A 25,835-nucleotide genomic window follows, 5' to 3' on the forward strand; every position below is an offset into this window, starting at 1 on the left:
TCAAATTGCGAGGAAAGAGGTTGTATAGCGCATGCAAAGAAAAACAGCAGGAGCCGTGCTGTCGGCGCTCTTCATGGGGCTGGGCCAGATGTACAATCGGCAATGGATGAAGGGAATATTGCTTCTCGCTGTCGGAGCGGGTTGTCTGTACGGAGCTGCGGTTCTCGGCTTGCCGGGGTATTTGAAAGGCCTATGGACGTTGGGCGAACAGCCCAGCGGCATGGTCAAGGTCGGCAAGCTGATGAAGATGGTAGAGGGAGACCACTCTATCTTCCTCATGATCAAGGGGTTGATGGCTGCGCTTGCTGCGGTGTTGGCGCTGGCTTTGTACGTGGTGGGAATCCGCGACGCCTACAAGGTGGGGAAGCTTCGGGACGAAGGCCGGCAGGTCAACACGTTCCGCCAGTCTCTTCGGGGCGTGAACCAAAGAAATTTTGCATACCTCGTCTTGCTGCTGCCTGCCGTCTTTATTTTGTTCCTGACGGTTCTGCCCCTCTTCTTCTCGGTTTTGCTGGCTTTTACCAACTATGCCGACCCCATTTTGCCTCCGGCGAATCTGATCGACTGGGTGGGCTTCGCGAATTTCATCAAGCTGGTGAGCCTGCAGGTCTGGAGCGATACGTTCTTCGGCGTGCTGTTCTGGACGGTGATCTGGGCGGCGATCGCGACGGCGACGACGTATATCGGCGGCATCTTCGTCGCGGTGCTGATTCATCAGCCCCGCGTTCGGTTCAAGGCGTTCTGGCGTACGATCATGATCGTTCCGTTTGCGATTCCGAGCCTGATCTCTTTGCTTGTGATGCGCAATATGTTCAATAACAAATTCGGTCCTATTAACGACACGCTGCGCATGATGGGGCTCGAAGGCGTTCCCTGGCTGACGAATCCGGTATGGGCCAAAGCGACCCTTCTGCTCGTGAATATGTGGATCGGGATTCCGATTACGATGATTCTGGCTTTCGGAATCTTGACGACGATCTCCCGGGACTTGTACGAGGCTGCGGACGTGGATGGAGCCAGCTCGTTCCAGAAATTCCGCCGCATTACGCTGCCCATGGTGCTGTTCGCCACGGCTCCGGTGCTCATTATGCAATTTGCCGGCAACATCAACAACTTTAACGTCATTTATCTGCTTACCGACGGCGGACCGGTAAATCCCAATTACCAGTATGCCGGCCATACGGATCTGCTCGTTACCTGGCTCTATAAGCTGGCGCTCGATCAAGCGCAATACAGCTTCGCCTCGGTCATCGGCATCATCATTTTCCTGATCGTAGCGACCTTGTCCATCTGGAGCTATCGCCGCACCCGATCCTACAAAGAGGAGGATATGTTCGTATGAACCGTCGAAGCTCCAACGTCAAGCTCGCGCTCAGCTATGCTTTGCTCATCATCCTCGCATTTGTCAGTCTTTATCCGGCGTTGTGGATTGTGCTGTCCTCCTTGAAGGAGGGCAATAGCTTGTATAGCGATACCCTAATCCCGCGAAATTTTACGTTCGATCACTATCGGGATTTGTTCAATACGACCAAGTACCCTCTGTGGTTTATGAATACGCTGAAGGTGGCGGTGCTGTCGACGGTGCTGGGAACCTTCCTGCTGCTGCTCACCGCATACGCCGTCTCCCGGTTCCGTTTTGCCGGACGCAAGTTCTCGTTGAATGTTCTGCTTGTGCTCCAGATGTTTCCCGGCTTCATGGCGATGATCGCCGTATACGTGCTGCTGAATACGATGGGCATGCTGAATTCGCATTGGGCGCTTGTCCTCGTCTATAGCTCGGGGGCGATCGTGACGAATGTGTTCGTAGCCAAGGGATTTTTCGATACGATTCCCAAGAGTCTTGAGGAAGCCGCGCGTATGGACGGGGCGAGCCATCTGACCGTATTCTTCCGGATCATGATGCCGCTTGCCAAGCCGATGCTGACCTATGCCAGCCTGATGATTTTCAATGGCTGCTTTGTCGATTTTATCTTTGCCGACCTGGTGCTGCGTTCCGAGGATCAGAGAACGCTGGCCGTCGGACTGTACAAGATGGTGAACCAACGGAACTCCACGGAGTTTACGATGTTCGCGGCGGGGGCGGTGCTTGTGGCCCTGCCGGTAACGATGCTATTCCTGCTGCTGCAGCGCAATCTGGTGGATGGACTGACTGCCGGGGCTTCAAAGGGTTAACCTGGGCTGCGGCTTGGGAAATAGAAAGACAGAAAAGAATGCAACGGATGAAGATGTCCGTCGGCATTCTTTTTTTGTTTTCATTAATTTGCGGCAAAAATAAGCAAAAACAACGTTGACAAACAAATATTTGTATACTAATCTAGGGTTAATTATAGGGTGTTTGCCGCAAAACCGACGAGAAAGAGAAAGTGGGATATTAAGGAATGCTTTAGAATGAGAGGGTGGAGGCATGAAGAACATGATATATCCGGTTTTGAAAAGGCTTACAGGAGTAAAAAGGGGGCTGAGGATCACCTTTTCACTTCCTGACTAATTGTTGCGGCAAATTTTATGAATTTTAAGCCAAAAATAATTGACAATCGTGCAAATTTGCATTAGGATCGATTCATGAAAGAAAAATGTTATATTACCTAACACCAAATTAAGAAATTACACTTTAACCTGAAGACAACGGAGTGAAGCTGACATGAGTAACATTAGAATGGCGTTTATCGGAGTCGGGGATATGGGCTCGCATCACTGTATCGGGTTTGATCGGCTGGAAGGCTGCGAGGTTCGCTACATCTGCGATATGAACGAAGCCAACGTTGCGCGCACGGTTGCCGAGCTGACGAACAGCACCCCGTCGGTGTTCAAGGATTACAGGGAGCTGTTGGACAAAGAGGATCTGGACGCCGTCGTGATCAGCGTTCCCAACTACAAGCACAGGGAGGTTGCGGTTGCGTTCCTTGAGGCGGGCAAGCATGTGTTTCTGGAGAAGCCGGTCGCGCATACGATCGAGGATTGCGACGCGATTATCGAGGCGGCCAAGAAGGGCAACCGTACGCTGCAGATCGGTCTCGTATACCGTTATTCCAACCTGTATCGCCGAATGGCCAAGGAGCTGGAGAGCGGCCGGCTCGGAGACGTGAAGCTGATGTGGTGCAAGGAATTCCGCGATCCGTTTCCACCGACCGACTGGTTCTATGACAAATCCAAATCCGGCGGGGCGATCGTCGAGAAGGATTGCCATCACTTCGATATCTTCAACTGGATGATCAAGGCGAAGCCGGTCCGCGTGTTCGCTTCCGGCGGCCAGCACGTTATGAAGCAAGGCGGGTCCAATGTGATTACGAATTCTTACACGCATTATCCGGCTAAGGTGATCTCCGACGTATCTATCGTGGATCATGCCTTTATCACGGTCGATTACGACAACGGCAGCAAGGCGAACCTGGGGTTGTGCATGTACCTGAAGCCGCGAAATCTGATGGGTGAAGGTCTGGAGATCGGACTTATCGGAGAAAATGGCGGGCAGATGGTCGCGCGCAACGACAAGACGATCGATATTGTCGGCGGCAATGATTTAACGAAGGATCATCTGGACATCGACGTCACCTCGGACTCTATTCTGGGAGGCCACACGGGCGGACAAACCCAGCGCATTGAATTTCTCCAATGCGTGACGGAGGGGAGGCAGCCGTTCGCGAATGCGGAGGTAGGGCGGAACGCGCTGCTGATCGCGCTTGCCGCGGAGAAATCGATTATAGAAGAGCGCTACGTGTACTTGAGCGAAATTGCCGAATAAGGGGTGATCTCATGAAGGGTCTCCGGAAGTATGACACGTTGCAATTTTTTCTTTTTATCCTGCCGTGGATCATCGGGTTCAGCGCCTTCTTCCTCATTCCGTTCGGCACGTCGATCTTCTACGCGTTCACGGATGCCAGACTTCCCGGCGCGGTCGATTACCAATTCATAGGGCTGGACAATTTTGCAAGCATGGTGAACGATCCGATCTTCTCGAAAAGCTTGGGCAACACGATGTACTTCGTGCTGATCGGCGTGCCGATCGTGACGGCGGGCATGCTGCTGCTGGCGATGCTGCTTAACTTCAACGTCAGGGGAATCGCCTTGTTCCGTACCTTCTATTACTTGCCCACTCTCGTGCCGATCGTCGCGACGGTCATTATATGGAAGCTGGTGTTCAACTCGGAGTTCGGCATTCTGAATGCGGGGCTGTCGCTGCTCGGAGGAGACAAGATCGACTGGCTGGGCGGAAAGTCTACGATCAAGCCCGTCATCATTATGCTTCAGGTGTGGATATCCGGCAGCGGGGTTCTGATCTTCCTGGCAGCCCTGAAGAACGTGCCCCGGCATCTGTACGAGGCGGCCGATATCGACGGAGCCGGCAGAGGGCGCAAGTTCCTGACGATTACGCTGCCTATGATCAGTCCTTCCATCCTGTTCGTGATCATTATTCAGACGATGTACAATTTTCAGATGTTTACCGAAGCGCTGCTCCTTTCCAAGGGCGGACCCAACTACGCTTCCTACACGTTCGTCTATAACGTCTACAAATCGGCCTTTACGGATCTGAAGTTCAGTATGGCGATGTCGCAATCTCTCTTTCTGTTCGCGCTGATCGCTCTCTTCACCTTCGTGCTGATGAAATTGTCCAAGAGGTTTGTCTACTACGAAGGGGAAAACTAGGAGGGGATAGCGATGACTAGCGGACAAAAAACGACGCCGGCTTCAACGGCGCTCAAATATGCGCTGCTGACCGGTACGCTGGCTCTGTTCGCGGGGCCGCTGATCTGGATGCTCTCAACGATGATGAAGACGAAGGCGGAGACGTATAAGGTGCCGCCGACCCTTCTGCCCGAGCGGCTCACATTCGAGGCGTTCGACCGCTTGTTTGCGGTGCAGCCGCTTATGTGGAAGTGGATTCAGAACTCGTTCCTTATCTCCGTGCTGGTGGCCATGGGAGCTGTCGTCTCCAGTTCGATCGTCGCATACGGGTTTTCGCGGTTCGCGAACAAATATCGGGATCGGCTGTTTCCGATCGTCCTGCTGACCTTGATGATTCCGCCGTCGATCATGATGATTCCTTCCTATGTCCTGTTTACGAAGCTGGGCTGGATCGATACCTGGCTGCCGCTTATTGTGCCGGCATGGCTGGGCGGGGCGTATTACATCTTTCTCTTCCGTCAATTTTTCCTGACCATACCGAGGGAGTTGGACGAGGCTACCTATCTTGACGGCGGAAACAGATGGACGGTGTATGCCAAGGTGATTATGCCTTTATCCAAGCCGATCATTATTACGACTGTCATCTTCGCCTTCGTGAATTCCTGGCTCGATTTTCTCGGGCCGTTCCTCTATATCAAGGACAACGAGATGTTTACGCTGAGCGTCGGCTTGCAATTCCTGATCGGCCAGACGAGCCAGGACTTCCCGGCGCTGGCCGCCGGAGCCTTCATCAGCATCATCCCGATCGGCCTGCTCTACTTCTTCGCCCAAAGATACATCGTGGAGGGGGTGGTGCTTACGGGCTCGAAAGGATAGCTCGGCTGTTTTCTTCCGCACTGAAATATCACATTATGCAAAAGGGGAACTGCACATGAGGACGAATAGCAAGCGCCTGATAACCGTTTGGATTCTGACGTTGGCAATGGCGATCGTGTTTACGGCATGCGGAAACAATAACGATAAAGGAGGCGCGGAAAGCTCGTCTCCGTCCGCGCCATCCGCTTCCGAACCGTCGAAGGAAGCCGCCGAGGAGCCCGTAACGATCACGTATTCCCAGTGGGGCACCGCCGAGGAATTGCAGCGCACGCAAGAGCTGCTGAACAAATTCATGGAAGCCAACTCCAACATCACCGTCAAGCTGGAAGGCAAGGATTGGGGCAGCTATTGGGACGGCCTGACGGCCAACGCCGCGGGCGGAACGCTTCCGGACGTCTTCAAGACGAGCTTTGCCTTTATTGAAAAGTATGCGGAGCTTGGGATATTCAAGGAGCTGGACGGCCTTCTGTCCGGCAATGGATTCGATCTGAACAACGTCGACGCAAGCCTGCTCGGCCTTCATCAGTATCAAGGCAAGCAAGTGTCGCTTCCCATCGACGCCAACGTCATCGTCTGGTACTACAACAAGGCTCTGTTCGCGGACCCCGCGAAAAATCCGAAGGGCGCGGCGGCTCCTTCGCTTGAGCCGACATGGGAAGAGATCGTCGGTATCGCAACCAAGATGACAGTGGATAAAAACGGGAAAACGGCTGATGAGGCTGGGTTCGATGCCAAAAATATCGTGCAATGGGGGATGTCGATTTCTCCGGGCTCCACGATGGACTGGTTCCTGGAGCCCGAGCTGTGGTCCAACGGCGCCAAGCTGATCAACGACGACGGCACGCTTGCTCTGGATACCCCGGAGGCGCAAGAGGTGTTGAACTTCTTCATCGATGTCACGAAAAACAAAAAAATCAACACGACCCCGGCGCAAATCGAGGGCCTGGGCGGCCAAGTGAATCTGGCGATCACAACGGGCAAGGTCGCCATGAACCCGGGCGGAAGCTGGAATACGGCGAATTACAAGGAAGCGGGCACCGACTACGGCATTACGTTCCTGCCGAAGTTCAAGACGGCGCAGACGGTCGTTCAGCCTGCGGGCATGGCGATTGCGGTCAACACGAAGCACGAGGCTGCCGCATATAAGCTGCTGGCATGGCTCGCAGGACCTGAAGGACAAAGCGAGCTGGCCAAGCAAGGCTACTCGATTCCCGCGAACAAGGCGGCTTCCGAGGCTTACGTGTCCACGGCGGGAGAAGGCAACCAAATCTTCCTTGATGCCCAGAAGTACGGAATCGTCTCTCCGTTCACGACGAAGAAAACCGACCTGGTGTGGACTTACGGAGAGCAATCCCTTAAGCTTCCGCTTGCGGGAGAAGGAGATTTGCAGGCGGCGCTGCAGGATCTGGCGGCGCAGATCAAGTAATCGGCAGCTGCGGCGATAGCTCCGGGAAGAAGGCGGGACAAGCGGTCATAAGCGCTTGTCCCGTCTTTTCCGTCTTGTCCGGGACGTATTCTTGACTTAACGGCTTATCGATTATAGAATTGGTTTTGCCGCAAATCGTGTCGGGTTGATGTCGAATTGCCCCAATTTGATCGCGGCCATAAAGAGCAGTTCTGCGGAGAGAGGAATGACCATGGCCAAACTGAAGGATATCGCCGATCAGGTAGGCGTATCGATCTCGACCGTATCGCGGGTGCTGAAGAACGATACCCAGCGCTCTGTCAGCGACGAAACCCGCCGTAAAATATGGGAGATGGCCGAGAAGCTCGGCTATCGCACTCAGCGTGCCTCCAAAACCCCCAAGAACGATCCTCGCAGCGGTTATCCGATCGGCTGCGTGGTGACCATTCCGCAAAATAAATACAACAATCCATACTTTTCGATCATTCTCGAAGGGATCGAGAGAGCGCTGGCCGCCGTCGGCAAAAGGCTGGAGTTCGTCTTAAGCATCGAGAAGCCGTCCGATATCGAGCAGCTTCAGGCTCTGGTGAAGGAGCACCGCATTGAGGGGATGCTGGTCGTAGAGCGGATCGATGCAGAGGCCTACCAATGGATCAAGGCCAACGTGCGCCAAGTCGTCGGAGTCGATATCGCGGACAAGGAGGTGCCGGTCGTCAGCTACGACCGCGCCGCCGCGGCTAAGGAAGCGGTGATGCATCTGATCGGGCAAGGCCATCGCCGCATCGCGTATATCGGAGGCGCCGAGCTTAACGGCAATTTCCGCGAAGAGAAGCGTTACCTCGGGTATGAGAGCGCGATGCGGGAGGCGGGGCTGCCCATTGACGAGGCTTGGGTAATTGACGTCAAGTGGGATGTCTCGCTGAGCTACGAGCTGACGAAGCAAGCGTTTCAGTCCGGCGGGCAGATCCCGACAGCCGTCTTCGCGGCCAGCGATATGATGGCCATCGCGGCGATGAGAGCGGCGACGGAGCGGGAGCTGAAAATTCCGGACGACATCGCTTTCTTCGGCGTAGACAACATTGAAATCTCCGAGTTTACCTCGCCGCCGCTGTCGACGATTCACGTCCCGAAGCTGGAAATGGGAATGTACGCGGTCAAGCTGCTGCTCGATTATCTGGATCATCAGTATACGATTCCCGTGAAGATGACGATTCCTTACAGATGCGTGTTCCGGCATTCGACGAACGGCAAAGTCGGGGATTAAAGCTTCTAAGTCCGCCGAGAGGCAAAGAAAAGGCCTGCCCAATTGTCTGCAACAGACTTGGACAGGCCTTTTCGAGCGCTAGCCATCATATCGGAGCCGGCAACTATTCCGATTGGGGCGCGGGTGACCCGGCAAGCTGTTCCTTCACGTAGCTCCTGACCTTCCCCGTGTCCGGCACGAGAACATCCATGTCACGGATTCTCGCGTTCCTGAAGGCGTTCATCTGCGGAAGCTGGATGCTCGCGAGAGAGCTCGTATTGAGCTTCAGCCCAAGCCTCGCCAGCTTAAGGAGATCCCCTGGCGGGATATTGGTTTCGATATACGGGGCAATGCCGTTAAGGAGCTGCGGCAGCTTAAGCAGGCCCGTGGTCGACTGGAGCTTGTCGGCGATGGCGGTTAGAAACTTCCGCTGCCGTTCCGACCTGGAGAAGTCGGACATGGCGTCGCCCCGATAGCGTACGTATTGCAGGGCGGTCAGACCGTCGAGATGCTGCAGGCCCTTCTCCAGCTTGATATTGTACCGAGGATCGTCCCGGTTGTCGGTGTTCCGCATGTTCTTGTCCACCTCGAATTCGATGCCGCCAAGCTCGTCGATCAGGGAGATGAACCCTTCGAAATCGGTGTAGACGTAATAATGGATCGGCATATCGATCCACTGGTGCACCGTCTCCATCGCAAGCAACGGACCGCCCATCGTGATCGCGGCATTGAGCCGGTTGGAGCCGCGCTGGGGAATTTCCACGTAGGTGTCGCGCAGAAGAGAGAGCAGATGCGTGCTCTTGGCGACAGGATCGATCGAGACGACGATCATCGTATCGGAGCGGGGCTTAACGGTGCTTTTGACGCCGCGCGAGTCCCCGCCCATAAGCAAGATGTTGATCCGCTCGTCTCCGTTCCATTCGGGCGGCTCGATCAAGGGCGCCATCGTGGGGACGGTGCCGTCAGTCGGGGTCGCAACCGCAGTAGGCTGCTGGTCGCGAGGGTCAACGTAGATTTTCCCTGCGAAGTCGTAAAAGAGATAAACGAGATACCCTGCCAGAAGGGCGACAACCGAAAAGACGCCCAGAGCGCTGTACAGCACGATCTTTTTTTTGCTCATCCGCTTTTTGGCGGCGGCTCTGCCGGGGAGTTGCGTCGGTTCTGTGGATTGATCCATCCCGTAATTCCTTCCCTTCCTTATATCCGTCAACCTTAATACGAAGGAAAGGGGTGGAAAGTTGTTCCATAAACGAAAAAAATCGCGAGAGCTGTCGGGATAGAGGGAAGTTAACCGGATGGCGGACTCCAAATTGCATACAAAGAGAACAAAAACTTCACTCGTGAGAACGCATACTTAGGCCTATAATAGGAACTAGCAACCGACAATAGGCCATGCGGGCACCCGCGCGGTTCAGACCAAACCTTAGGATGGTGGAATTGAAATGAGCAAACCGCAAGTAGGAATTCAGTTATATTCCGTGCGCGATCGCAGCGCGAACGACTTCCTCGGCACGATTCGGGAAATCGGAGAGATCGGTTATCGGAACGTAGAGCTGGCGGGATATTACGGGCACTCCGCGAAGGAGGTTCGCCAAGCGCTGGAAGCTGCCGGGCTGAACGCGCCTTCCGCTCACGTGGGTCTGACGGTGAACGATGCCGCAATCTGGGACAATCTGAAGCAGCAAGTGGAATATAGCCTGGAGCTGGGACTGAAGAGATTTATCGTGCCGGCGTATCCGCTCGCCGAAAGCCCGACGCTGGACGACGTCTACAAGATGGCGGACACGCTGGAGCAAGCGGCCAGAATCGTAACGGAGGCCGGTCTTGCGTTCGGTTATCACAACCACGCGTTCGAGTTCAAATCGGTTGAAGGCAAGCTGGTGATCGACCATATTCTCGAACGTGTGCCTGCCGAGCTGCTGTTCGCGGAATTCGATCTGGGCTGGGTTAAAGTCGGGGGGCAAGATCCTGCGGCCTACGTGCGTAAATATGCCGGACGGGTGCCTGTCGTTCATGCGAAGGATTTCAAGGAAGACGGCACCGATACGGAGATCGGCAAGGGCTCGGTCGACTGGGACTCCGCTCTGGCCGCCTGCGAATCGACGGGTGTGGAATATGTCATTATCGAGCAGGAGCGCTACGACGTATCCTCGCTGGAGAGCGCGAAGCTGAACTTTGCCTGGTTCAAGGAGCGCGGCTGGGTCTAACGCTCGACGCATGGACAAGAAGAGGGTGCTCCGCAAGCCAATGTGATGGCCGGAGCACCCTCTTCTTGTCCTAAATAGCCTCATGGCTAGAGCTCTATAGAGTCGTTGGAGATCGCTTCCGCCAAGCCTCTCAGCGTGGCGCGAAAGGCCGAGCGGAAGGTCGGCGTCAGTCTCGCCAGCAGCTCTTCGGCCGTCTCTTCGGAATGGGCATACGTAGAAATAATGCCATGCAGCATAAAAAAATAAATCCGTGAGCAGGATAACAGCCGGCGGTCCTGGGCGTCTAACCGCAGAGCGCCTTGAACAGTTGTCGATAACTGACCGAACAGCTCATTGCGGGTTCGGTTGATTTCCATCTCGGGGGCCGGCTCGTCTACTCTTCCGGCTTTGACGTTAAAGAACAGTTGATATAGATTGCGATGGGTGAAGCAGAAATCGATGAAGGCTAGGCTAAGATCCTCCAGGATCTTAGCCTGCTCTTCGTTCTGGGCAGTCAGCTGATTCACTCTGTCCGATAGCGATTGAAGCGGCGGCAGCGACAATTGCTGAAGCAAGGCTTCCTTGTCCTTGAAGTAAATATAGATGGTCGTATGCGAGCAGCCGGCTTCCTTCGCGATTTCTCTCATCGTGACGGCATCGTAGCCCTTCATGGAGAAGAGCAGCCCGGCAGCTCTCAGAATGCTCGCCTTCGTCTCTTCCGAACGTTGTTCCTGTCTGGACACCAAGTTGGCCATTCCTCCGCTCTCTTAATGCCCACATTGTAACCAAAGGTTATCTCCTCGTCAATTTGCGCGGTTCGCCGGCCGCCGTTCTTCCGCCTTGATCCATCGGGCATCCAGCCAACCGCATGCTCCGGCGAACAAGATAAGGATTACGATAAAGCTCATCGGTATCCCTCCTGACGTTATGGGGGTAGTTCAATTCGCTTAAAACAAGCTTGTGGTATCCATAACAAGCGCAAAAGCGAGCGACAGGCCAAGCGCGGCGGTCGACAGGTAGGCAGCCTTCTTCGTCCGCGGAGTCGCGGCCTTCGGAATGGAGCGCGCATACAGGATCAGTCCCGCAGCCAGCAGGGCAATCTCCAGACCGATCGCGACGCCTTCGTATTTCCAGACTCCGAGCCCCAGCAAGGGCAGATTGCCCAGATTGCCGGGCAGGAAGGGCATATCCGCCCGATGCACGACAAGATCCAGCAGCCAATGGCTGAACGCGACGCCGCCTACGATCCAGCCCGCCCGCCGCCCCCACAACCGCCTGCCCAGCCACAGCGCAAGCAAGGAAAGGAGCAGCGCTCCAAGCAGCGAATGGGTGTAGTCGGCATGAATGATGGCATCTCCGTAGCCGGACCCGTGACGATCGTCAATGGTTTCGACGCCCGTCAAGAACAAGGGGACGAAAGCCACGTCGAGCAATTGGGTGCTCAGCATGAGCGTCCACAACGGTACCTCGGGCGCTTTAGGCCGGATTGCCGCCGCTAATCCAAAATGTCCTGCAAACATCATATCCCTCTTTTCCATGTTAATGACCATTGGTTAGTAACCTTTGGTCATATTATAACCATTGGTTATTTTGTCTGTCAACAATAAATCAATACGCAGGAAAAAGCCTTGCAAAACGGGCGATTGGCAGCTGCGAGCTCAGTGAAGTACATGAAAGTCAGAATCGTTCACGGCGAGAAAAGCCGATTTGTTCAGCGAATTCCGATATTTGCACTACCTTGCGGTTCCGCCCGCTTCTATAGTGGAATCAGGTCGCGGTGCGCCGGATGATTAAATACCGACCGAGGGGGAACAAAGGCAATGACAAAGAAGAGAGGCATTGTGCACGAGCTGGTTACCAACCGAATCTTATTCCTGATGCTGCTGCCGACCGTTCTGTTTTTTCTAATTAACAATTATTCTCCGATGCTGGGCATCTATTATGCTTTCGTCCAATTCGACTTTAACAGCAGTATGTTCCAGTCGCCGTTCGTCGGACTGAAAAATTTCGAGTTTCTATGGAAGTCGGGCAAGCTGGTCAGTCTAACGCTGAACACGCTCGGCTATAACCTGGCGTTCATCGGGCTCGGGAACATTCTCTCCATCGCAGTCGCAATCTTGCTGAATGAGATCAGGGGCAAATGGTTCAAGAAGGCGACGCAATCCATTCTGTTCCTGCCCTACTTCGTTTCCTTCGTCATCTTGAGCGTAATTGTTTTTAACATGTTCAACTACGAGCAAGGGGTATTGAACTCCATCCTGAAATCGCTGGGCATGGAGCCGGTTGATATGTATAGCAAGCCGGTCGCCTGGATTTTCCTGATTACGATATTCTATCTGTGGAAAAATTTCGGTTACAGCATGGTGATCTACCTGGCGGCGATTACGGGGATCAGCGACGAATATTACGAAGCGGCGAAAATCGACGGCGCGAGCGCCTACCAGAGGGCCCGGCACATTACGCTGCCTATGCTGAAGACGACGTTCGTCATTCTGCTGCTGTTCTCGCTCGGCAGCATTATGAAGGGGCAATTCGACCTGTTCTATCAGATGATCGGCAATAACGGACTGCTGTACAACACGACGGATATTCTGGATACGTACGTCTATCGCTCGCTCCGGGTAACCTTCGATTTCGGCATGGCCACTGCCGCCGGGGTCTACCAGTCGATCTTCGGATTTATGCTGATCGTCGTGGTCAATTCGATTATTCGCAAGCTGAATCCTGATTACGCGTTGTTCTAGGGGGGATAGAGATGCAGATTAAAGACGACCGGTATGCCGGATTATTCCGCTTGATCGCCATCGTCGTAGTCGTCCTGGGAAGTGTCCTTTGCTTGCTGCCGTTTCTGTTCATCCTGTCGGGATCGCTCTCAAGCAATGAATCGATTCTCAGAGAGGGCTATCAATTGTTTCCGAAGCACTTCTCAATGGAAGGCTACAAGCTGATCTTCCGCGTCCCGGACGAGCTGCTCAGAGCCTACGGCGTGACCATCCTGACGACCGTCGTCGGGACCGCGCTGGGCTTGTTCTTCATGACAATGGCGGGTTACGTCCTGCAGCGCAAGGACTTCAAATACCGCAATTTCTTCGCATTCTTCATCTACTTCACGACTTTGTTCGGGGGCGGACTCGTGCCCTGGTACATCCTGATCACGAAGTATTTGAAGCTGGCGGACACGTATTACGCCCTGATCTTCCCAGGATTGATGACGCCCTTCCTGATCATTCTGATGAGAAGCTTCATGAAGTCGGTCATTCCAGACGAGGTTATCGAGTCGGCGAAGATCGACGGTGCGAACGATTTCAAGATCTACTATCGAATTGTGCTGCAGCTCGCGCTTCCGGGCATTGCGACAGTAGGGTTGTTTCTGGCGCTGCAGTATTGGAATGATTGGTTCAGCTCCTCGTTGTTCATTAACGATCAGAACAAGTTCCAGCTGCAATATTACCTGTACAATATTATCAACACCTCGGCGTTCCTGACGTCCTTCGGAGCCGGCGCGGGAATAACGCTATCGGAGGACGTGCCCAGCGAATCGATGAAGATGGCGATGTCCATCGTGGTGACGGGTCCGATTCTGCTGTTGTATCCGTTCGTGCAGCGCTATTTTGTCAAAGGATTGACCATTGGCGCGGTGAAGGGCTGATTCGGGTTAGCTCCGTGCGTGGGGCCCCGCGTACGGCTGACATAGAGCAAGTAAAGCGAAAAAAGGGAGGATTCACATGGGCATCAAGTCAATAAAAGGGTTAGGGTTGTTATTGACGCTTTCGTTATTTGCAGCGATTCTGGCGGCTTGTAGCGGAGGAGGCAAAGAAGAGCAAGCCTCGTCTTCGCCGTCGCCTTCGGCATCGGCCTCGCAGTCGAGTCCTGCAGCCTCGGAGACTCCGGCGGGGATCGATACCTCGAAGAAGGTCACGCTGCAATTTTACATGCTGGGGGATGCCCCCAAGGATCTGTCCAAGGTAGAGGCCGAGATCAACAAAATGGCCGAGGCCGAACTGAATGCGACGGTCAAATTCAACTATACGACATGGACGGACTGGGAGCAGAAGTATAAGCTGCTCTTGTCCACGGGTCAAGCCGTGGATTTGATCTTCACGGCCGAATGGACGCAGTACCAGTCTTACGCCAAGAAGGGGGCTTTCCAGCCGCTTGAAGAGCTGCTGCCGAAGGCGGCGCCGAAACTTCAGGAGTTCGTTCCGCAGGAGATGTGGGATGCGGTCAAGATCGACGGCCACATCTACACGGTTCCGGCGACTTATAAGGAGTATGTTACGAACGGCTTCGTCTGGCGGGAGGATCTGAGGGAGAAGTACAACCTGCCGAAGCCGGTCGATCTGGCGACATTCGAGCAATATCTTGACGGGATCAAGCAGAACGAGTCCGGCATCCAGCCGCTCGCCATCGGGGCGGACCTGCGCTCGGCGATGTCCGACACGTACCGCGAAATCGCGCACAGTCCTATAGGCGCTCCCGTGCCTTACGGAATCGGCATCAAATACGATACTCCGGGAGAGGTGTATTCCTACTGGGGCTCCGAGGAGCAGCTGGAGGACCTCCGAACCTACAGGCGCTGGGCGGAAAAAGGCTATATTTCCAAAAACGAGATGAACGAAAAGACGGTCAACCAAGACAAGCTGGCCACCGGCACGGCGGCTGCGATGCTGGGAGACAATCCGACGCGGTTCAACAGCACGCTCGGCAAGATGGTATCCACGCATCCCGACTGGAAGCTCAGCTATTATCCGTTCCCGCTTGCGAAGGGCTACGCTACGCCGGTTCACCCGATTCACAACGGCTTCGCCATTCCGGTCAGCAGCAAGAATCCCGAGCGCGCGCTGGCCTTCTATGAGAAGCTCGTCACCGACAAGCGTTATAATCTGCTGACGCAGTACGGCATCGAAGGCGTGAACTACACGGTCGAGAATGGCTACTATAAGATGCTCGGCGACAATAACTCCAACGGCTTCACGCGCGAGGCGATGAACGGCTGGGCCTGGAGAAACCCGGAGTATATGCTGTTCGAGCCGAGCTACGACGGCGTCAAAGCGATCTTCGACGAGCTGGACAAAATCGCCAAGCCGGACATCTATACGGGCTTCGCGGAGGACTATACGGCTTATCAGGCGGAGAGAGCCGCTCTGGAGCAAGTGGAAAAGCAGTATTTGTTCCCGCTGCTGGCCGGACAAGTGAAGGACGTCGAAGGCGGCGTGAAAACGTTCATGGAAAAGGCCAAGCAAGCCGGGCTTGAGAAGGTGCAGGAGGCCTACAAGCAACAATGGCTCACCTATCTGAAGGAAAAAGGAATTCAGTGATTCTCAAGCCCTGCGGCGAGGTCGTCGGATAAGGAAAGGGTTAAGGGAGATGCAGGCCAGGCCTGCATCTCCCTTTTTGCTTCGAATAGCTAACTAGTGAACCGGAGGAGCCATGAGGTTTGGCTGCGTCAGGCTCTGGCTTTGCGGAATTCGGAAGGCGTCACGCCGTAGGTCTTCTTGAACATGCGATGAAAGTAGGAGCTGTTCGTGTACCCGGTCAACTCGGCGATGTCGGCGATGGAGCGGTCGCTCTGAATGAGCAGCGCTTGGGCGTTGTTCATGCGAGTGCCGTTTATGGCGTCGACGATAGTAGTTAACGTGTGCTGACGATACAGCCGGCTGATATGGAAGGAGGACATTTTCAGCTCGTCGGAGATCAGGTTGAGACTTAGGTTAGGGTCATGATATCTCGTCTCGATCATCTGGTTGATTTTGCGAATCAGCTCATCCTGCTTGCCGCTGCGCTTGGATACCATTCTGCTTCTCCATTCGTCGAAAAAGTCGGAGAAGGCGGTCAGCGCATCTTCAAGCGTGATCGAGCTGTCGAAGGACAGGATGTCGGGTTCGGCGGCAAAGCCAAGCTGCATGGAGCCGTTCCTCTCGACCTCGGCAATCATCCGGGTTAACGTCATGCTCAGACGCGCGACGGCGGATTCGGCGGCCTGGATCGGGTAAGCGGCGGTTTCCGTCAAAATATCGCGGACAATATCCTTGGCTTCCTCTGATTTGCCCGCGTGAAGCGCGTCGAGCATGCGCTTCTCCTTGTCGGACGGGAAGGCGAAGACGCCCTGGACCGGCGGCAGCTTCTCCGTCTCGATAATCGCCTCTCGTCCGAGGAAGAAGCGTTGGCGGGAGGCTTCCTTGGCTTCGACGAAGAGCGAATGCAGTCGATACGGATCGTTCGAGACGGGCGTAATGGATAGCGTCAGGCCGATCTGCAGGTATTCCCGGCTTGCCCTTTGAATTTGCTTAAGCATTGGCTGCAGCCACTCGGAGCCGGCTTCGCCGGTTTCCATCGCGTTAAGCAGCAGAAGCAGGCCTTCCTCCTCCAGATCTACGGATTCCGTGTAATAGTATTTGGAGCAAATCTCCGATGCGATGTTAAGGATGGCGAACTTGTAGATGAGCAGATCCGGGCTGTGCTGCTCCTTCAGCTCGGGAAGCTGGTCGATCCGCAGATAGAGCAGCCGATAATCCTTGGTCATATCGAAGGAGATGCCCGTGCGCCGCAGCTTCTCCAGCTGAACCTGCGCATCGAAGGTTTGAACCTTCAGCAGCTTGCGCAGGGCGTTCTGCCGAACGGTATAGCTCGCATTGCGCTGCTCGGATTCGAGATCGTGGACGCGCTTGACGATTCTGTGTATCGGCACGTACATGACGCGGGAGAGCAGCCAGGAGAAAAACAGCCCGGCGATCAGAATGCCGAAGGCGATGCGAAGCGTCAGATTGCGAATCGCATAGGTTTTTTCGGTGAGGGTGCTGTAGGGCGTGATTCGAACATACTGCCAGGACAGCTTGTCGGGAGCGGTATAGGAGATGAACGATTTCGTGCCCTTAAAGTCCGCCAGAATGTAGCCATTGCTCTGATTCTTGATGGATTGCTCCAGCAGAAGCCGCTCCGGCTCCTCCCAGCTCTGCGGCTCCAGATTGTTCCCCGAGAACACCATGCCGCGGTCATCCACGATATAGGTGCTGCCGTGATTGCCGAAGGATTCCTCTTGAATCTGCCGATTTACCCAGGAGGCCGAGAGGTTTACGACCACCGCCGAATTAAGCTTGCGTTCCCTGCCGATAGCTTCGAAGCACAAATACGTGTATACGCCCGCGCTGCTGTCGTCGGCAGGGGAGGCTTTGTACATTCGCGGAATCGGGGTGAAGGGCTTGAACTCCTGGAAGCGATCCAGCACGTCGAGAATGTCGCGGTCGGCCAGCTCGCGTTCGGTGTAAATCCCGGCTTGACCGTTGTTCGATACGACATAGAAGCCGCTTGTCGGATTATAGACGTATATGGATTGGATGAAGGGCATGGACGCGAGATAGCTGTTGAGTTCGTTCATCGCGCCCTGAATGTCGAACGGATGGGGCTGGGTGTAATAGAGCAACTTGGCAACCGCGCTGTTTCGGTAGATCTGGAAGGATAACGCCTGCGCGCTTTCGGTCGTTCCCTCTACAGTCTGGCTCGTTTGGCGCAGATTGCTTAAGTTGGACTCGTAGACCTCCTTCTGCGTAATGCTCGTGTAGCTGAAGTAGTAAATGGAGGAAGACGCGATTAAGGTTAAGGTGATGCATAACGTCAATCCCAGCAGCAGTTTGACATACAGCGGCCCGTTTTTTCTGAATTTGCGCATCGCCATGAGATGAACTTCCTCTCTGTATGAAGTGAACAATTCAACAATGTGGATTAAGTATAACTCGCTCCTGCAAGCGGTTACAGTGGAAGGATTTCGGATATGTGAATTAAGCGGCGGTCGGGCAGTGAACAAAGCGGCGAAAGATGAATTTTTTTGTGAATCCGCCAACAAAGCCCGCCGTCCTTGCGCTCCGGCGCAGGAGAATGGCGTTCACAGACTGAGGAGCGCAATGTCCGCATTGTTCACAACGAACAAGACAAGAGTCGCTGGCGCCTTTTCCTCGACCGTTGGGCTTTGATATGATGGAAGGAAGAGGTTCTACAGGGAAGGGAGTGGGCGCCGATGCAGATCAGACAGCTTGGAGCGGGAGACTATGACGATAGAATGGCTCTGTCGCAGTTCGCCTTTCAGATGAGGCTGACGGAGGAGCAGCTGGAGCTAAGGAGAAAATCTTACCGGCCCGAGGAGGAATGGGGCGCGTTCGACGAGCGGGGAGAGCTATTGTCGGCTCTCTCGATTCTCCCGCTGGAAACGTGGCTGCAGGGGCGGCTGCTCAGGATGGGCGGCGTCGCAGGGGTCGCGACCTGGCCCGAAGCGAGAAGGCAGGGCTGCGTCAGCAAGCTGCTGCTGCATGCGCTGACTGTGATGAAGCGGGAAGGCCAGACGGTCAGCATGCTTCATCCGTTCTCCTTTGGCTTCTACAGGCGATATGGCTATGAGATGACCATCGAACGCAAGAAGTATACGATCGAGACGCGCCAGCTTCCTCCGCGCAAGGACACGCCCGGCTTCGTCAAGCGGATGGCGGAGCGGGATACCGCCGTGCTGGACGCCATTTATTCGGCATACGCCTCCCGGTATAACGGCAATATCTTACGAACGCCAAGCTGGTGGAACGAGAGGGTATTCAGGAAGGAGGGCATGTTCGCCGTCTATTATAGGGAGGACCGTACGCCTGAAGGTTACGTGTTCTATGAGATCGCGAACGGTCTGATGACCCTGCACGAGATGGCCTATGTCAGCGATACGGCTTACACGGCCCTGTGGACCTTCGTCGCTAACCATGATTCCATGATCAGCGAGGTAACCTGGATGGCGCCGGTCGACGATTCCTTACCTTTCCTGCTGCCCGACCCGCGGATCAGACAGGAGATTGTTCCCTATTTCATGACACGGATCGTGGATGCTCAAGCCTTCGTGAAGGAGTATGCCTGGGAGCCGGACGCAGAGAACCGGGAGAATGAAGAAACGGTTCTGCTGCGCCTGACCGACGAGCATGCGCCATGGAACGAGGGCGAATTCCGCTTGGTCTGGAGCGCGGCGGGAGAGGGGCGGCTGGAACGAATAGAGGCGGGAGAAGCGGCGAGCCGTGCGGCTGACGAAGACTTCATCTCTTGCGATATTCAAGGGCTTGCGGCGATGCTTGCCGGCGGCCGAAGGCCGACTTGGCTGGCGGCCGTCGGACGGATCGCCGGCCCCGGGGAACGCTTGAGGGTGCTGGAGAGGAGAATTCCGAATCGGACCGCTTACCTGGTCGATTTCTTCTGACTTGCAGGGGCGGCCTGTGGCAGGGAATGGGGAATAGAGCGAGGAAATCCCTAGGTTGTCAACCTGATGGGCGATGTGATAAAATAAAAATACTGTTTTCGTGACGGATTTGGGAGGTGTAAGCAATGGACGTCGTACTTAAAATTATCTTGGTGATTTTCTCGCTGGGACTGATTGCGGTCGTTCTGCTTCAACGCGGGAAGAGCGCAGGCTTGTCGGGTGCGATCTCCGGGGGCGCAGAGCAATTGTTCGGCAAGCAGAAGGCCCGCGGCATCGACCTGTTCCTGCAGCGTCTGACGATCGGATTGGCTGTAGGTTTCTTTATCCTTTCTTTGGTGGTCGCTTATTTCGTGAAGAACTAGTGCGAGCTGAGATTAGGCAGGGAGCGAGAGCTTCCTGCCTTTTTTTGACGAACTGGATTGGTTAAGTTTTCCGGGTCGTGAAATGACGCGCGTGGTGGAAGGCTCGTCCGATTGCCGAGGCTGCAATGTGTGTATACTATACGTAGGATGAGGTGATACGGATGCCGCTGTGCACGGAGCAGGAGTTGCTCGATTTCATGCGGGAAACCGCTTATAAACCAATGACTTACAAGGAACTGGAAAAGCATTTCGATATTCAGGACGCCGTGGAATTCAAGGAGTTCCTGCGGCTGCTGACCGAGATGGAGCAGGAAGGTAAAATTTTGTTGACCCGTTCGGATCGCTATGGCGTTCCGGAACGGATGAATTTGCTGCGCGGACGTATCCAGACTCACCCGAAGGGCTTCGCGTTCGTCATTCCGGAGGATAAGGAGCATCCCGATCTCTACATTCATACGAACGATATGAAAGGGACGATGAACGGCGATATCGTGCTGGCGCGGGTGTCCGCGCAGAACGATAACGGCAAGCTGGAGGGCGAGATCGTTCGGATCGTTAAGCGGGCGGTTACGCAGGTTGTCGGACTGTTCCACAATCACGACAGCTTCGGATTCGTGGAGCCGGACGATAAGCGGATTACGAAGGATATTTTTATCCGGAGCGAGAATTTCAAGGGAGCGGTGACGGGACAGAAGGTTGTGGCGAACATCCTTACCTACCCGGAGGGCCGTACGGCCGCAGAAGGCGAAATCATCGAAATTCTGGGGCACAAGGACGATCCCGGCGTCGACATTCTGAGCATCATTCGCAAGCACGGCCTGCCGGAGAGCTTTCCGGACGAGGTGATCGCCGAGGCGGAAGCCGCTCCGGACAGGATCACGGAGGAGGAGATCGTGCAGCAGGGGCGCAGGGATCTGCGCAACCGGACGATCGTGACCATCGACGGCGAAGACGCGAAGGATCTGGATGACGCGGTGAACGTGGAGAGGCTGCCCAACGGCAACCTGCTGCTCGGCGTTCACATCGCGGACGTCAGCTACTATGTGCGCGAGAAATCCAAGCTGGACGAGGAAGCCTACAATCGGGGCTGCAGCGTCTACCTGGTTGACCGCGTCATTCCGATGCTGCCGCATCGGCTGTCGAACGGAATCTGCTCGCTTAATCCGCAGGTCGACCGGCTGACGATGTCTTGCGAGATGGAGTTCGAACCGGTCACGATGAAGCGGGTTCGCTACGACGTGTTCACAAGCGTCATTAAGACGGTCGAGCGGATGACGTACACGAATGTTCGTAAAATTCTCAATGAAGAGGACGAGGAGATTACGGCGCGTTACGCGACGCTGGTGGATACGTTCAAGCTGATGAAGGAAATGGCTTTGGGGCTGCGTTCGATGCGGATGCGCCGGGGCGCAATCGATTTCGACTTCCAGGAGTCGAAGGTTATCGTCGACGCGCAGGGCAAGCCGACCGACATCGTGAAGCGCGAGCGCTCCATCGCCGAGCAGATTATTGAAGAGTTCATGCTGGCGGCCAACGAGACCGTCGCAGAGCATTTTCATTGGCTGAAGGTGCCGTTCCTGTACCGGATTCACGAGGAGCCGACCAACGAGAAGCTGCTGACGTTCATGCAGTTCGCGGGCAACTTCGGCTACGCGGTGCGGGGCAAGGGCAACACGGTGCACCCGCGCGCCCTTCAGACGCTGCTGGAGGAGATTCGGGGCACGAAGGAGGAGACGGTGCTCAGCACGATGATGCTGCGCTCGATGAAGCAAGCCAAGTACGAGGCCGAGAGCCTGGGCCACTTCGGGCTGGCTGCGGAATATTACACGCACTTCACCTCTCCGATTCGCCGTTACCCCGATCTCGTCATTCATCGCGTGATGCGCGAGGTGCTGGAGAACGGAGGCTCTCTTCCGGAGCATCGCTTCGAACCGCTTAATGGACGGATGCCGGATATTGCGCTTCAATCGTCCGAGCGGGAGCGCGTGGCCGTGGACGCGGAGCGGGACACGGAGAAGCTGAAGAAGGCCGAGTATATGCTGGACAAGATCGGCGAGGAGTTCACCGGCATCATCAGCGGCGTGACCAGCTTCGGCATGTTCATCGAGCTGGAGAATACGGTCGAGGGTCTCATCCGTCTCAGCGATCTGACGGACGATTACTATCATTTCCATGAACTGCACATGGCGCTGATCGGCGAGCGCACGTCGAAAATCTATCGCATCGGCGACGAGGTAGAGATTCGCGTGGCCCGGGTGAACATGAGCGACCATACGATCGACTTCGAGATGGTCAACATGAAGCCGCGCGGAGCCGGACGAGGGAGCTTCGTCGACGGGCGGGGCTCGATCGGCGGAAATGCGGGCAATGCGGCGCGCAAGCGCAAGAAGATGAACGCGGCGGGCCGTTTTGTCGGCATTGGCGGGGAAGAGCGCGGACGGGGCGGTCGCGGAGCCGGCGGTACGGGAAGGCGCGAAGAGCGTCGGGATCGCAAAGGCAAGGCGCAGGGCGACCGCGGGAACGCGGCGCAAGCTTCCGTGCCCGTTGAACTGGACGAGGGCTTCTACAGCAGCGTCGTCTCGGGCAACGGCAAGAAAAAGAAAAAAGCGAAGAAGAGAGGGGGAGACCAGATGAAAGCTTCGGCGGAGCAAGCTCCTCAAGCTCATCAGCAGAATCAAACGGCAACGCCTGCCGAGGAAACAGCGCGTGCGCGAGGGGAGTCTTCCAAGGAGGCGCCAAAGCGCAAACCAAGTCGTCCCAAGGGGGGCTCTGCGCCTTCGGAGGGAACAAAGGCAAGCTCAAGCGCGACCTTGGGCAGAAGACGGGGACCCGCAGTGGACATGTGGGGGCTGCCTCGCTCGGGCAATTACAAGACGATCGACGACGAAGCGGATGGCGGCAAGTCCTACGGCAAGCGCAAAGGCCGTGACGGCGGAGCCGGCAGCAGCAGCGTGCGGGGCGGTGGCGCCTCTCGCGGCGGAGCGAAGCGGGCCTCGAAGCCGCTCACGCAAGCCGAGGTGACCGTACCGAAGCCTGAGGGCAGCAGTCAGAAGCCGCGCAGGCGCAGGAAAAAGAAAGAGCAGCCGAAAGAACAGCCATAACCTTGCAGAGCCTTCCGGAGATGGATGCCGGAAGGCTTTTTTGCGCGGATTCCCCTTTTGCGGCGGCGGCCGTATGCTATTCTAAATCGCTCTTCAGCTTAAGGCGCGAATGTCGGGTCGTTCACCATAGAAGATAGGTTAACCCGCGAATCAGCATTGGACTTTTGGAGCGACCTCTTATAGGATATTATTTAGTGTGAATGGACATGTCGGGGAGGCTGCAAATCAATGAAACCCTATTATCATGTGCTCGGAGCGAAGCAATTCGAGAAGAGCGAGCTGGAGCGTCTGTTCGATGCGGCTCTAGAGATGGAAAAGGTCGTCGCCAAAGGCGGCGATCGACGGCACGAGGGACGGATCATGACGACGCTGTTCTTCGAGGCCAGCACGCGGACGCGCTTGTCGTTCGAATCGGCGATGCATCGGCTGGGCGGCGGCGTAATCGGAACGGAGAACGCCGCTCAATTCTCCTCGGCGATCAAGGGAGAGACTCTGGAGGACACGATTCGTATCGTGAGCGGCTACAGCGATATTATCGTCATGCGGCATACGGACATCGGTGCGGCCAAACGCGCGGCGAAGGTCGCATCGATCCCGGTAATTAACGCGGGCGACGGCGCGGGCGAGCATCCGACCCAGGCGCTGCTCGACGCTTATACGATCCGCAAGGAGTTCGGCAAGATCGACGGTCTTCAGATCGCGATGGTCGGCGACTTGGCCTATGGCCGGACGGTTCATTCTCTCAGCTATATTTTGGCGAATTATCAGGACGTTATGGTGCACTATATCTCTCCGGACAACGTACGGATTCCCGATAATGTGAAGAAATACATGGACGAGAAGGGCATCCGCTATGCGGAGACGAACGATCTGGATTCGGTGGCGGGCTCGATTGACGTTCTGTACCAGACGCGGATTCAGAAGGAACGTTTCCCGTCGGTGGAGGAGTACGAGAAGGCTTCCGGCCAATACATCGTCGACGCCGAGCTGATGTCCCGGATGAGCAAGCACGCGATCGTGCTGCATCCGCTTCCTCGCGCAGGCGAGATTGCGGAGGAGGTCGACGAGGATCCTCGCGCGGCGTACTTCCGTCAAGCCGTCAACGGCTTGTACATTCGCATGGCGCTTATCGACAAATGCATCGTGGAGTCGAAAGCGAATTAGGCTGCTATAGCATAGAAAACGGGGCAACGACGGATGAGAGCATTCGTCGTTGTTTTTTTTGTGTCCAGGCTGCGTCAGGCCGCTGCGATAATTCTTCTAAAAGAGCTCATTGAGGGGCACGGGTACGGCGGTCTTTTTTAACCATCGAGTCGGTCATGGGCTCGGGCTTGAGATGCATGAGGAGCCTTCCATTCATGGCGGCTGCGCGACTCTCGTCGCTCCCGGCCATTCCTTTACGATAGAGCCGGGCATATACATTCCCGGGCTAGGCGGCGTCAGAATCGAGGATAATCTCTACGTGGAGCCTGATGGCAGGGTAAGGGTGCTGTCGAAGCTGTCGAAAGCGTTGCAGCGACTATAAAATAGAACCGATCATCTCGACTGCCCGTTGCCCGAAGCTCAGTTCACGCGCTGATGTTGTAGGAGCTACGGGCAGCGTGCTATAATGTAATTCCGGTGATTGCGGGCATCCTATAGAAACGTGGTGAAGGAAAGTGGGCAAGAAGAGCCAGTATGACAAACCTTTGGCGCAGAACAAGAAGGCTTCCCATGATTACTTCATTGAGGATACCTACGAAGCCGGAATGGTGCTTACAGGCACGGAAATCAAATCGCTGCGCACCGGACGCGCGAATCTCAACGACTCGTTCGCGACGATCCGCAACGGTGAGATTTTTCTGCACAATATGCATATCAGTCCCTTCGAGCAGGGCAATCGTCACAATCCGACGGACCCGACCCGGGCTCGCAAGCTTCTGTTGCACAAGGAGCAGATTCACAAGCTTCTCGGCCTGACCAAGCGCGACGGCTACACGATTGTACCTCTTCGCGTGTACGTCAAGAACGGTTACGCCAAGTGTCTGATCGGCTTCGGTAAGGGGAAAAAGCTTTACGACAAGCGCGAATCCGATGCTAAGCGGGACGCTCAGCGGGATATCCAGCGTATCCTTCGGGAGAAGCAGAAGGCTTGATTGGCCCCTTGCGCATAATGTGCCAGCTCTGGCAGCAACAATTCGAGTAAGGGCAAGCCATACGTGTTATAATAAGTTTTGCAATACAGCTTGATCTTAGTCATCCTTGACGGGATGACCTCCTGGACTCCAAGCGCTCAGGCGCTCGGCGACCCAGAATTTCGGGGGCGTTTATGGATTCGACGGGGACAGGACGAGCGTGGGTAGCGGGTAGTAGGGCTGCGTCTGCTTCACTAACGCGGAAGCCATTTAAACGGCAAAGCTAAACAACCAACTCTGGCTCTGGCCGCCTAATAACGGTCACCAGGCTCTTACCTTCCATCGCCCATGTGGCGGGCTAAGGGCTCAACTTTAGTGGGATACGCTGTCTCATCTCCGCCTGGGGTGAGCTGAAGAAGACAATCAGGCTGACCCGAAGAGAATCCGGTGACAGGGAGTCTCTAGGGTGACATCAAATCTGTCACTACACCCGTAGAAGCACATGTGGCGTTGTCTTCGGACAGGGGTTCGACTCCCCTCGCCTCCACCATAAAAACTCTGACCGCACGAGGTCAGAGTTTTTTTGTGGAAAGAAACGGGGGAGTCGGCCCAGTCCGAAGGAGGGCATTGGGGTTCGATCGCGCGGAAGACTGCGGAGCAGTCTGAGCACGCAATTCAATTCTACCGCTAAGATTGTCATCGTCGATT

General features: G+C 55.4%; 21 protein-coding genes and 1 other RNA gene. 18 read left to right on the plus strand and 4 right to left on the minus strand.

From position 1 onward, the window contains the following. Positions 1 to 31 precede the first annotated feature (31 nt). From ACFO1S_RS10925 to ACFO1S_RS10955, 7 genes are all read left to right on the plus strand, one after another. Positions 32 to 1,342, plus strand: coding sequence for a carbohydrate ABC transporter permease (locus tag ACFO1S_RS10925; protein ID WP_204601882.1), 1,311 nt, complete (start codon positions 32 to 34; stop codon positions 1,340 to 1,342). After that, positions 1,339 to 2,172, plus strand: a complete 834-nt coding sequence (locus ACFO1S_RS10930) for a sugar ABC transporter permease (RefSeq protein WP_204601881.1) — start codon at positions 1,339 to 1,341, stop codon at positions 2,170 to 2,172. The genes ACFO1S_RS10925 and ACFO1S_RS10930 overlap by 4 nt, the downstream gene beginning before the upstream one ends. 469 nt (positions 2,173 to 2,641) lie before the next feature. Continuing rightward, positions 2,642 to 3,742 carry a Gfo/Idh/MocA family protein gene (locus ACFO1S_RS10935; protein ID WP_204601880.1) on the plus strand — a complete coding sequence of 367 codons (1,101 nt, stop codon included), beginning with the start codon at positions 2,642 to 2,644 and terminating at the stop codon, positions 3,740 to 3,742. Between the two features lie 11 nt (positions 3,743 to 3,753). Continuing rightward, positions 3,754 to 4,644 carry a carbohydrate ABC transporter permease gene (locus ACFO1S_RS10940; protein ID WP_204601879.1) on the plus strand — a complete coding sequence of 297 codons (891 nt, stop codon included), beginning with the start codon at positions 3,754 to 3,756 and terminating at the stop codon, positions 4,642 to 4,644. A gap of 12 nt (positions 4,645 to 4,656) precedes the next feature. Then, the gene (locus tag ACFO1S_RS10945) at positions 4,657 to 5,499 is read left to right on the plus strand and encodes a carbohydrate ABC transporter permease (protein WP_204601878.1); all 843 of its coding nucleotides are present in this window, start codon (positions 4,657 to 4,659) and stop codon (positions 5,497 to 5,499) included. Positions 5,500 to 5,554: 55 nt separating this feature from the next. Beyond that, positions 5,555 to 6,925 (plus strand): ABC transporter substrate-binding protein, encoded by a 1,371-nt coding sequence (locus ACFO1S_RS10950; protein ID WP_204601877.1) that lies wholly within the window; start codon positions 5,555 to 5,557, stop codon positions 6,923 to 6,925. Positions 6,926 to 7,136: 211 nt separating this feature from the next. Then, complete coding sequence (locus ACFO1S_RS10955) at positions 7,137 to 8,168, plus strand: LacI family DNA-binding transcriptional regulator (protein WP_204601876.1); 1,032 nt, start codon at positions 7,137 to 7,139, stop codon at positions 8,166 to 8,168. Positions 8,169 to 8,271: 103 nt separating this feature from the next. Here the strand turns inward: ACFO1S_RS10955 and ACFO1S_RS10960 are convergent, their stop codons facing one another. Continuing rightward, on the minus strand, positions 8,272 to 9,324 hold the full coding sequence (locus tag ACFO1S_RS10960) for an LCP family protein (RefSeq protein WP_204601875.1): 1,053 nt from the start codon (positions 9,322 to 9,324) through the stop codon (positions 8,272 to 8,274). Positions 9,325 to 9,589: 265 nt separating this feature from the next. Between ACFO1S_RS10960 and ACFO1S_RS10965 the strand changes: the two genes are divergently transcribed. Then, on the plus strand, positions 9,590 to 10,354 hold the full coding sequence (locus ACFO1S_RS10965) for a sugar phosphate isomerase/epimerase family protein (protein ID WP_204601874.1): 765 nt from the start codon (positions 9,590 to 9,592) through the stop codon (positions 10,352 to 10,354). 86 nt (positions 10,355 to 10,440) lie between these two features. On the opposite strand, the gene ACFO1S_RS10970 is transcribed toward ACFO1S_RS10965, so the two are convergent. Beyond that, a complete protein-coding gene (locus ACFO1S_RS10970; RefSeq protein ID WP_378126765.1) occupies positions 10,441 to 11,088 on the minus strand; it encodes a TetR/AcrR family transcriptional regulator in 648 nt (215 codons plus the stop codon). A 192-nt stretch (positions 11,089 to 11,280) separates the two neighbouring features. Continuing rightward, complete coding sequence (locus ACFO1S_RS10975) at positions 11,281 to 11,853, minus strand: metal-dependent hydrolase (protein WP_204601981.1); 573 nt, start codon at positions 11,851 to 11,853, stop codon at positions 11,281 to 11,283. A gap of 300 nt (positions 11,854 to 12,153) precedes the next feature. On the opposite strand from ACFO1S_RS10975, the gene ACFO1S_RS10980 reads away from it, so the two are divergent. The 3 genes from ACFO1S_RS10980 (at position 12,154) to ACFO1S_RS10990 (ending at position 15,651) form a co-directional block, all read left to right on the plus strand. Beyond that, the gene (locus ACFO1S_RS10980) at positions 12,154 to 13,077 is read left to right on the plus strand and encodes an ABC transporter permease (protein WP_204601873.1); all 924 of its coding nucleotides are present in this window, start codon (positions 12,154 to 12,156) and stop codon (positions 13,075 to 13,077) included. Between the two features lie 11 nt (positions 13,078 to 13,088). Continuing rightward, the gene (locus ACFO1S_RS10985) at positions 13,089 to 13,982 is read left to right on the plus strand and encodes a carbohydrate ABC transporter permease (protein ID WP_204601872.1); all 894 of its coding nucleotides are present in this window, start codon (positions 13,089 to 13,091) and stop codon (positions 13,980 to 13,982) included. Positions 13,983 to 14,058: 76 nt separating this feature from the next. After that, on the plus strand, positions 14,059 to 15,651 hold the full coding sequence (locus tag ACFO1S_RS10990; protein WP_204601871.1) for an extracellular solute-binding protein: 1,593 nt from the start codon (positions 14,059 to 14,061) through the stop codon (positions 15,649 to 15,651). 128 nt (positions 15,652 to 15,779) lie between these two features. Here ACFO1S_RS10990 and ACFO1S_RS10995 read toward each other — a convergent pair whose 3' ends face one another. Next, positions 15,780 to 18,005: an AraC family transcriptional regulator gene (locus tag ACFO1S_RS10995; RefSeq protein ID WP_204601870.1), complete on the minus strand. Its 2,226-nt coding sequence runs from the start codon at positions 18,003 to 18,005 to the stop codon at positions 15,780 to 15,782. 339 nt (positions 18,006 to 18,344) lie between these two features. On the opposite strand from ACFO1S_RS10995, the gene ACFO1S_RS11000 reads away from it, so the two are divergent. The 7 genes from ACFO1S_RS11000 (at position 18,345) to ssrA (ending at position 25,677) form a co-directional block, all read left to right on the plus strand. Beyond that, positions 18,345 to 19,550 carry a GNAT family N-acetyltransferase gene (locus ACFO1S_RS11000; protein ID WP_204601869.1) on the plus strand — a complete coding sequence of 402 codons (1,206 nt, stop codon included), beginning with the start codon at positions 18,345 to 18,347 and terminating at the stop codon, positions 19,548 to 19,550. A gap of 125 nt (positions 19,551 to 19,675) precedes the next feature. Continuing rightward, the gene (gene secG / locus ACFO1S_RS11005; protein ID WP_169282509.1) at positions 19,676 to 19,912 is read left to right on the plus strand and encodes a preprotein translocase subunit SecG; all 237 of its coding nucleotides are present in this window, start codon (positions 19,676 to 19,678) and stop codon (positions 19,910 to 19,912) included. 167 nt (positions 19,913 to 20,079) lie between these two features. Next, on the plus strand, positions 20,080 to 23,013 hold the full coding sequence (gene rnr / locus ACFO1S_RS11010) for a ribonuclease R (protein ID WP_204601979.1): 2,934 nt from the start codon (positions 20,080 to 20,082) through the stop codon (positions 23,011 to 23,013). 228 nt (positions 23,014 to 23,241) lie between these two features. Further along, positions 23,242 to 24,177 carry an aspartate carbamoyltransferase gene (gene pyrB / locus ACFO1S_RS11015; RefSeq protein ID WP_204601868.1) on the plus strand — a complete coding sequence of 312 codons (936 nt, stop codon included), beginning with the start codon at positions 23,242 to 23,244 and terminating at the stop codon, positions 24,175 to 24,177. 109 nt (positions 24,178 to 24,286) lie between these two features. Beyond that, positions 24,287 to 24,538, plus strand: coding sequence for a M24 family metallopeptidase (locus ACFO1S_RS11020; protein ID WP_204601867.1), 252 nt, complete (start codon positions 24,287 to 24,289; stop codon positions 24,536 to 24,538). A gap of 133 nt (positions 24,539 to 24,671) precedes the next feature. Then, complete coding sequence (gene smpB, locus ACFO1S_RS11025) at positions 24,672 to 25,148, plus strand: SsrA-binding protein SmpB (protein ID WP_204601866.1); 477 nt, start codon at positions 24,672 to 24,674, stop codon at positions 25,146 to 25,148. Positions 25,149 to 25,311: 163 nt separating this feature from the next. Beyond that, positions 25,312 to 25,677, plus strand: a transfer-messenger RNA (tmRNA) gene (ssrA, locus tag ACFO1S_RS11030). Positions 25,678 to 25,835: the final 158 nt, after the last annotated feature.

It is taken from the genome of Cohnella boryungensis, from assembly GCF_042651945.1.
In the GTDB taxonomy this organism is placed as follows: Bacteria; Bacillota; Bacilli; order Paenibacillales; family Paenibacillaceae; genus Cohnella; species Cohnella boryungensis.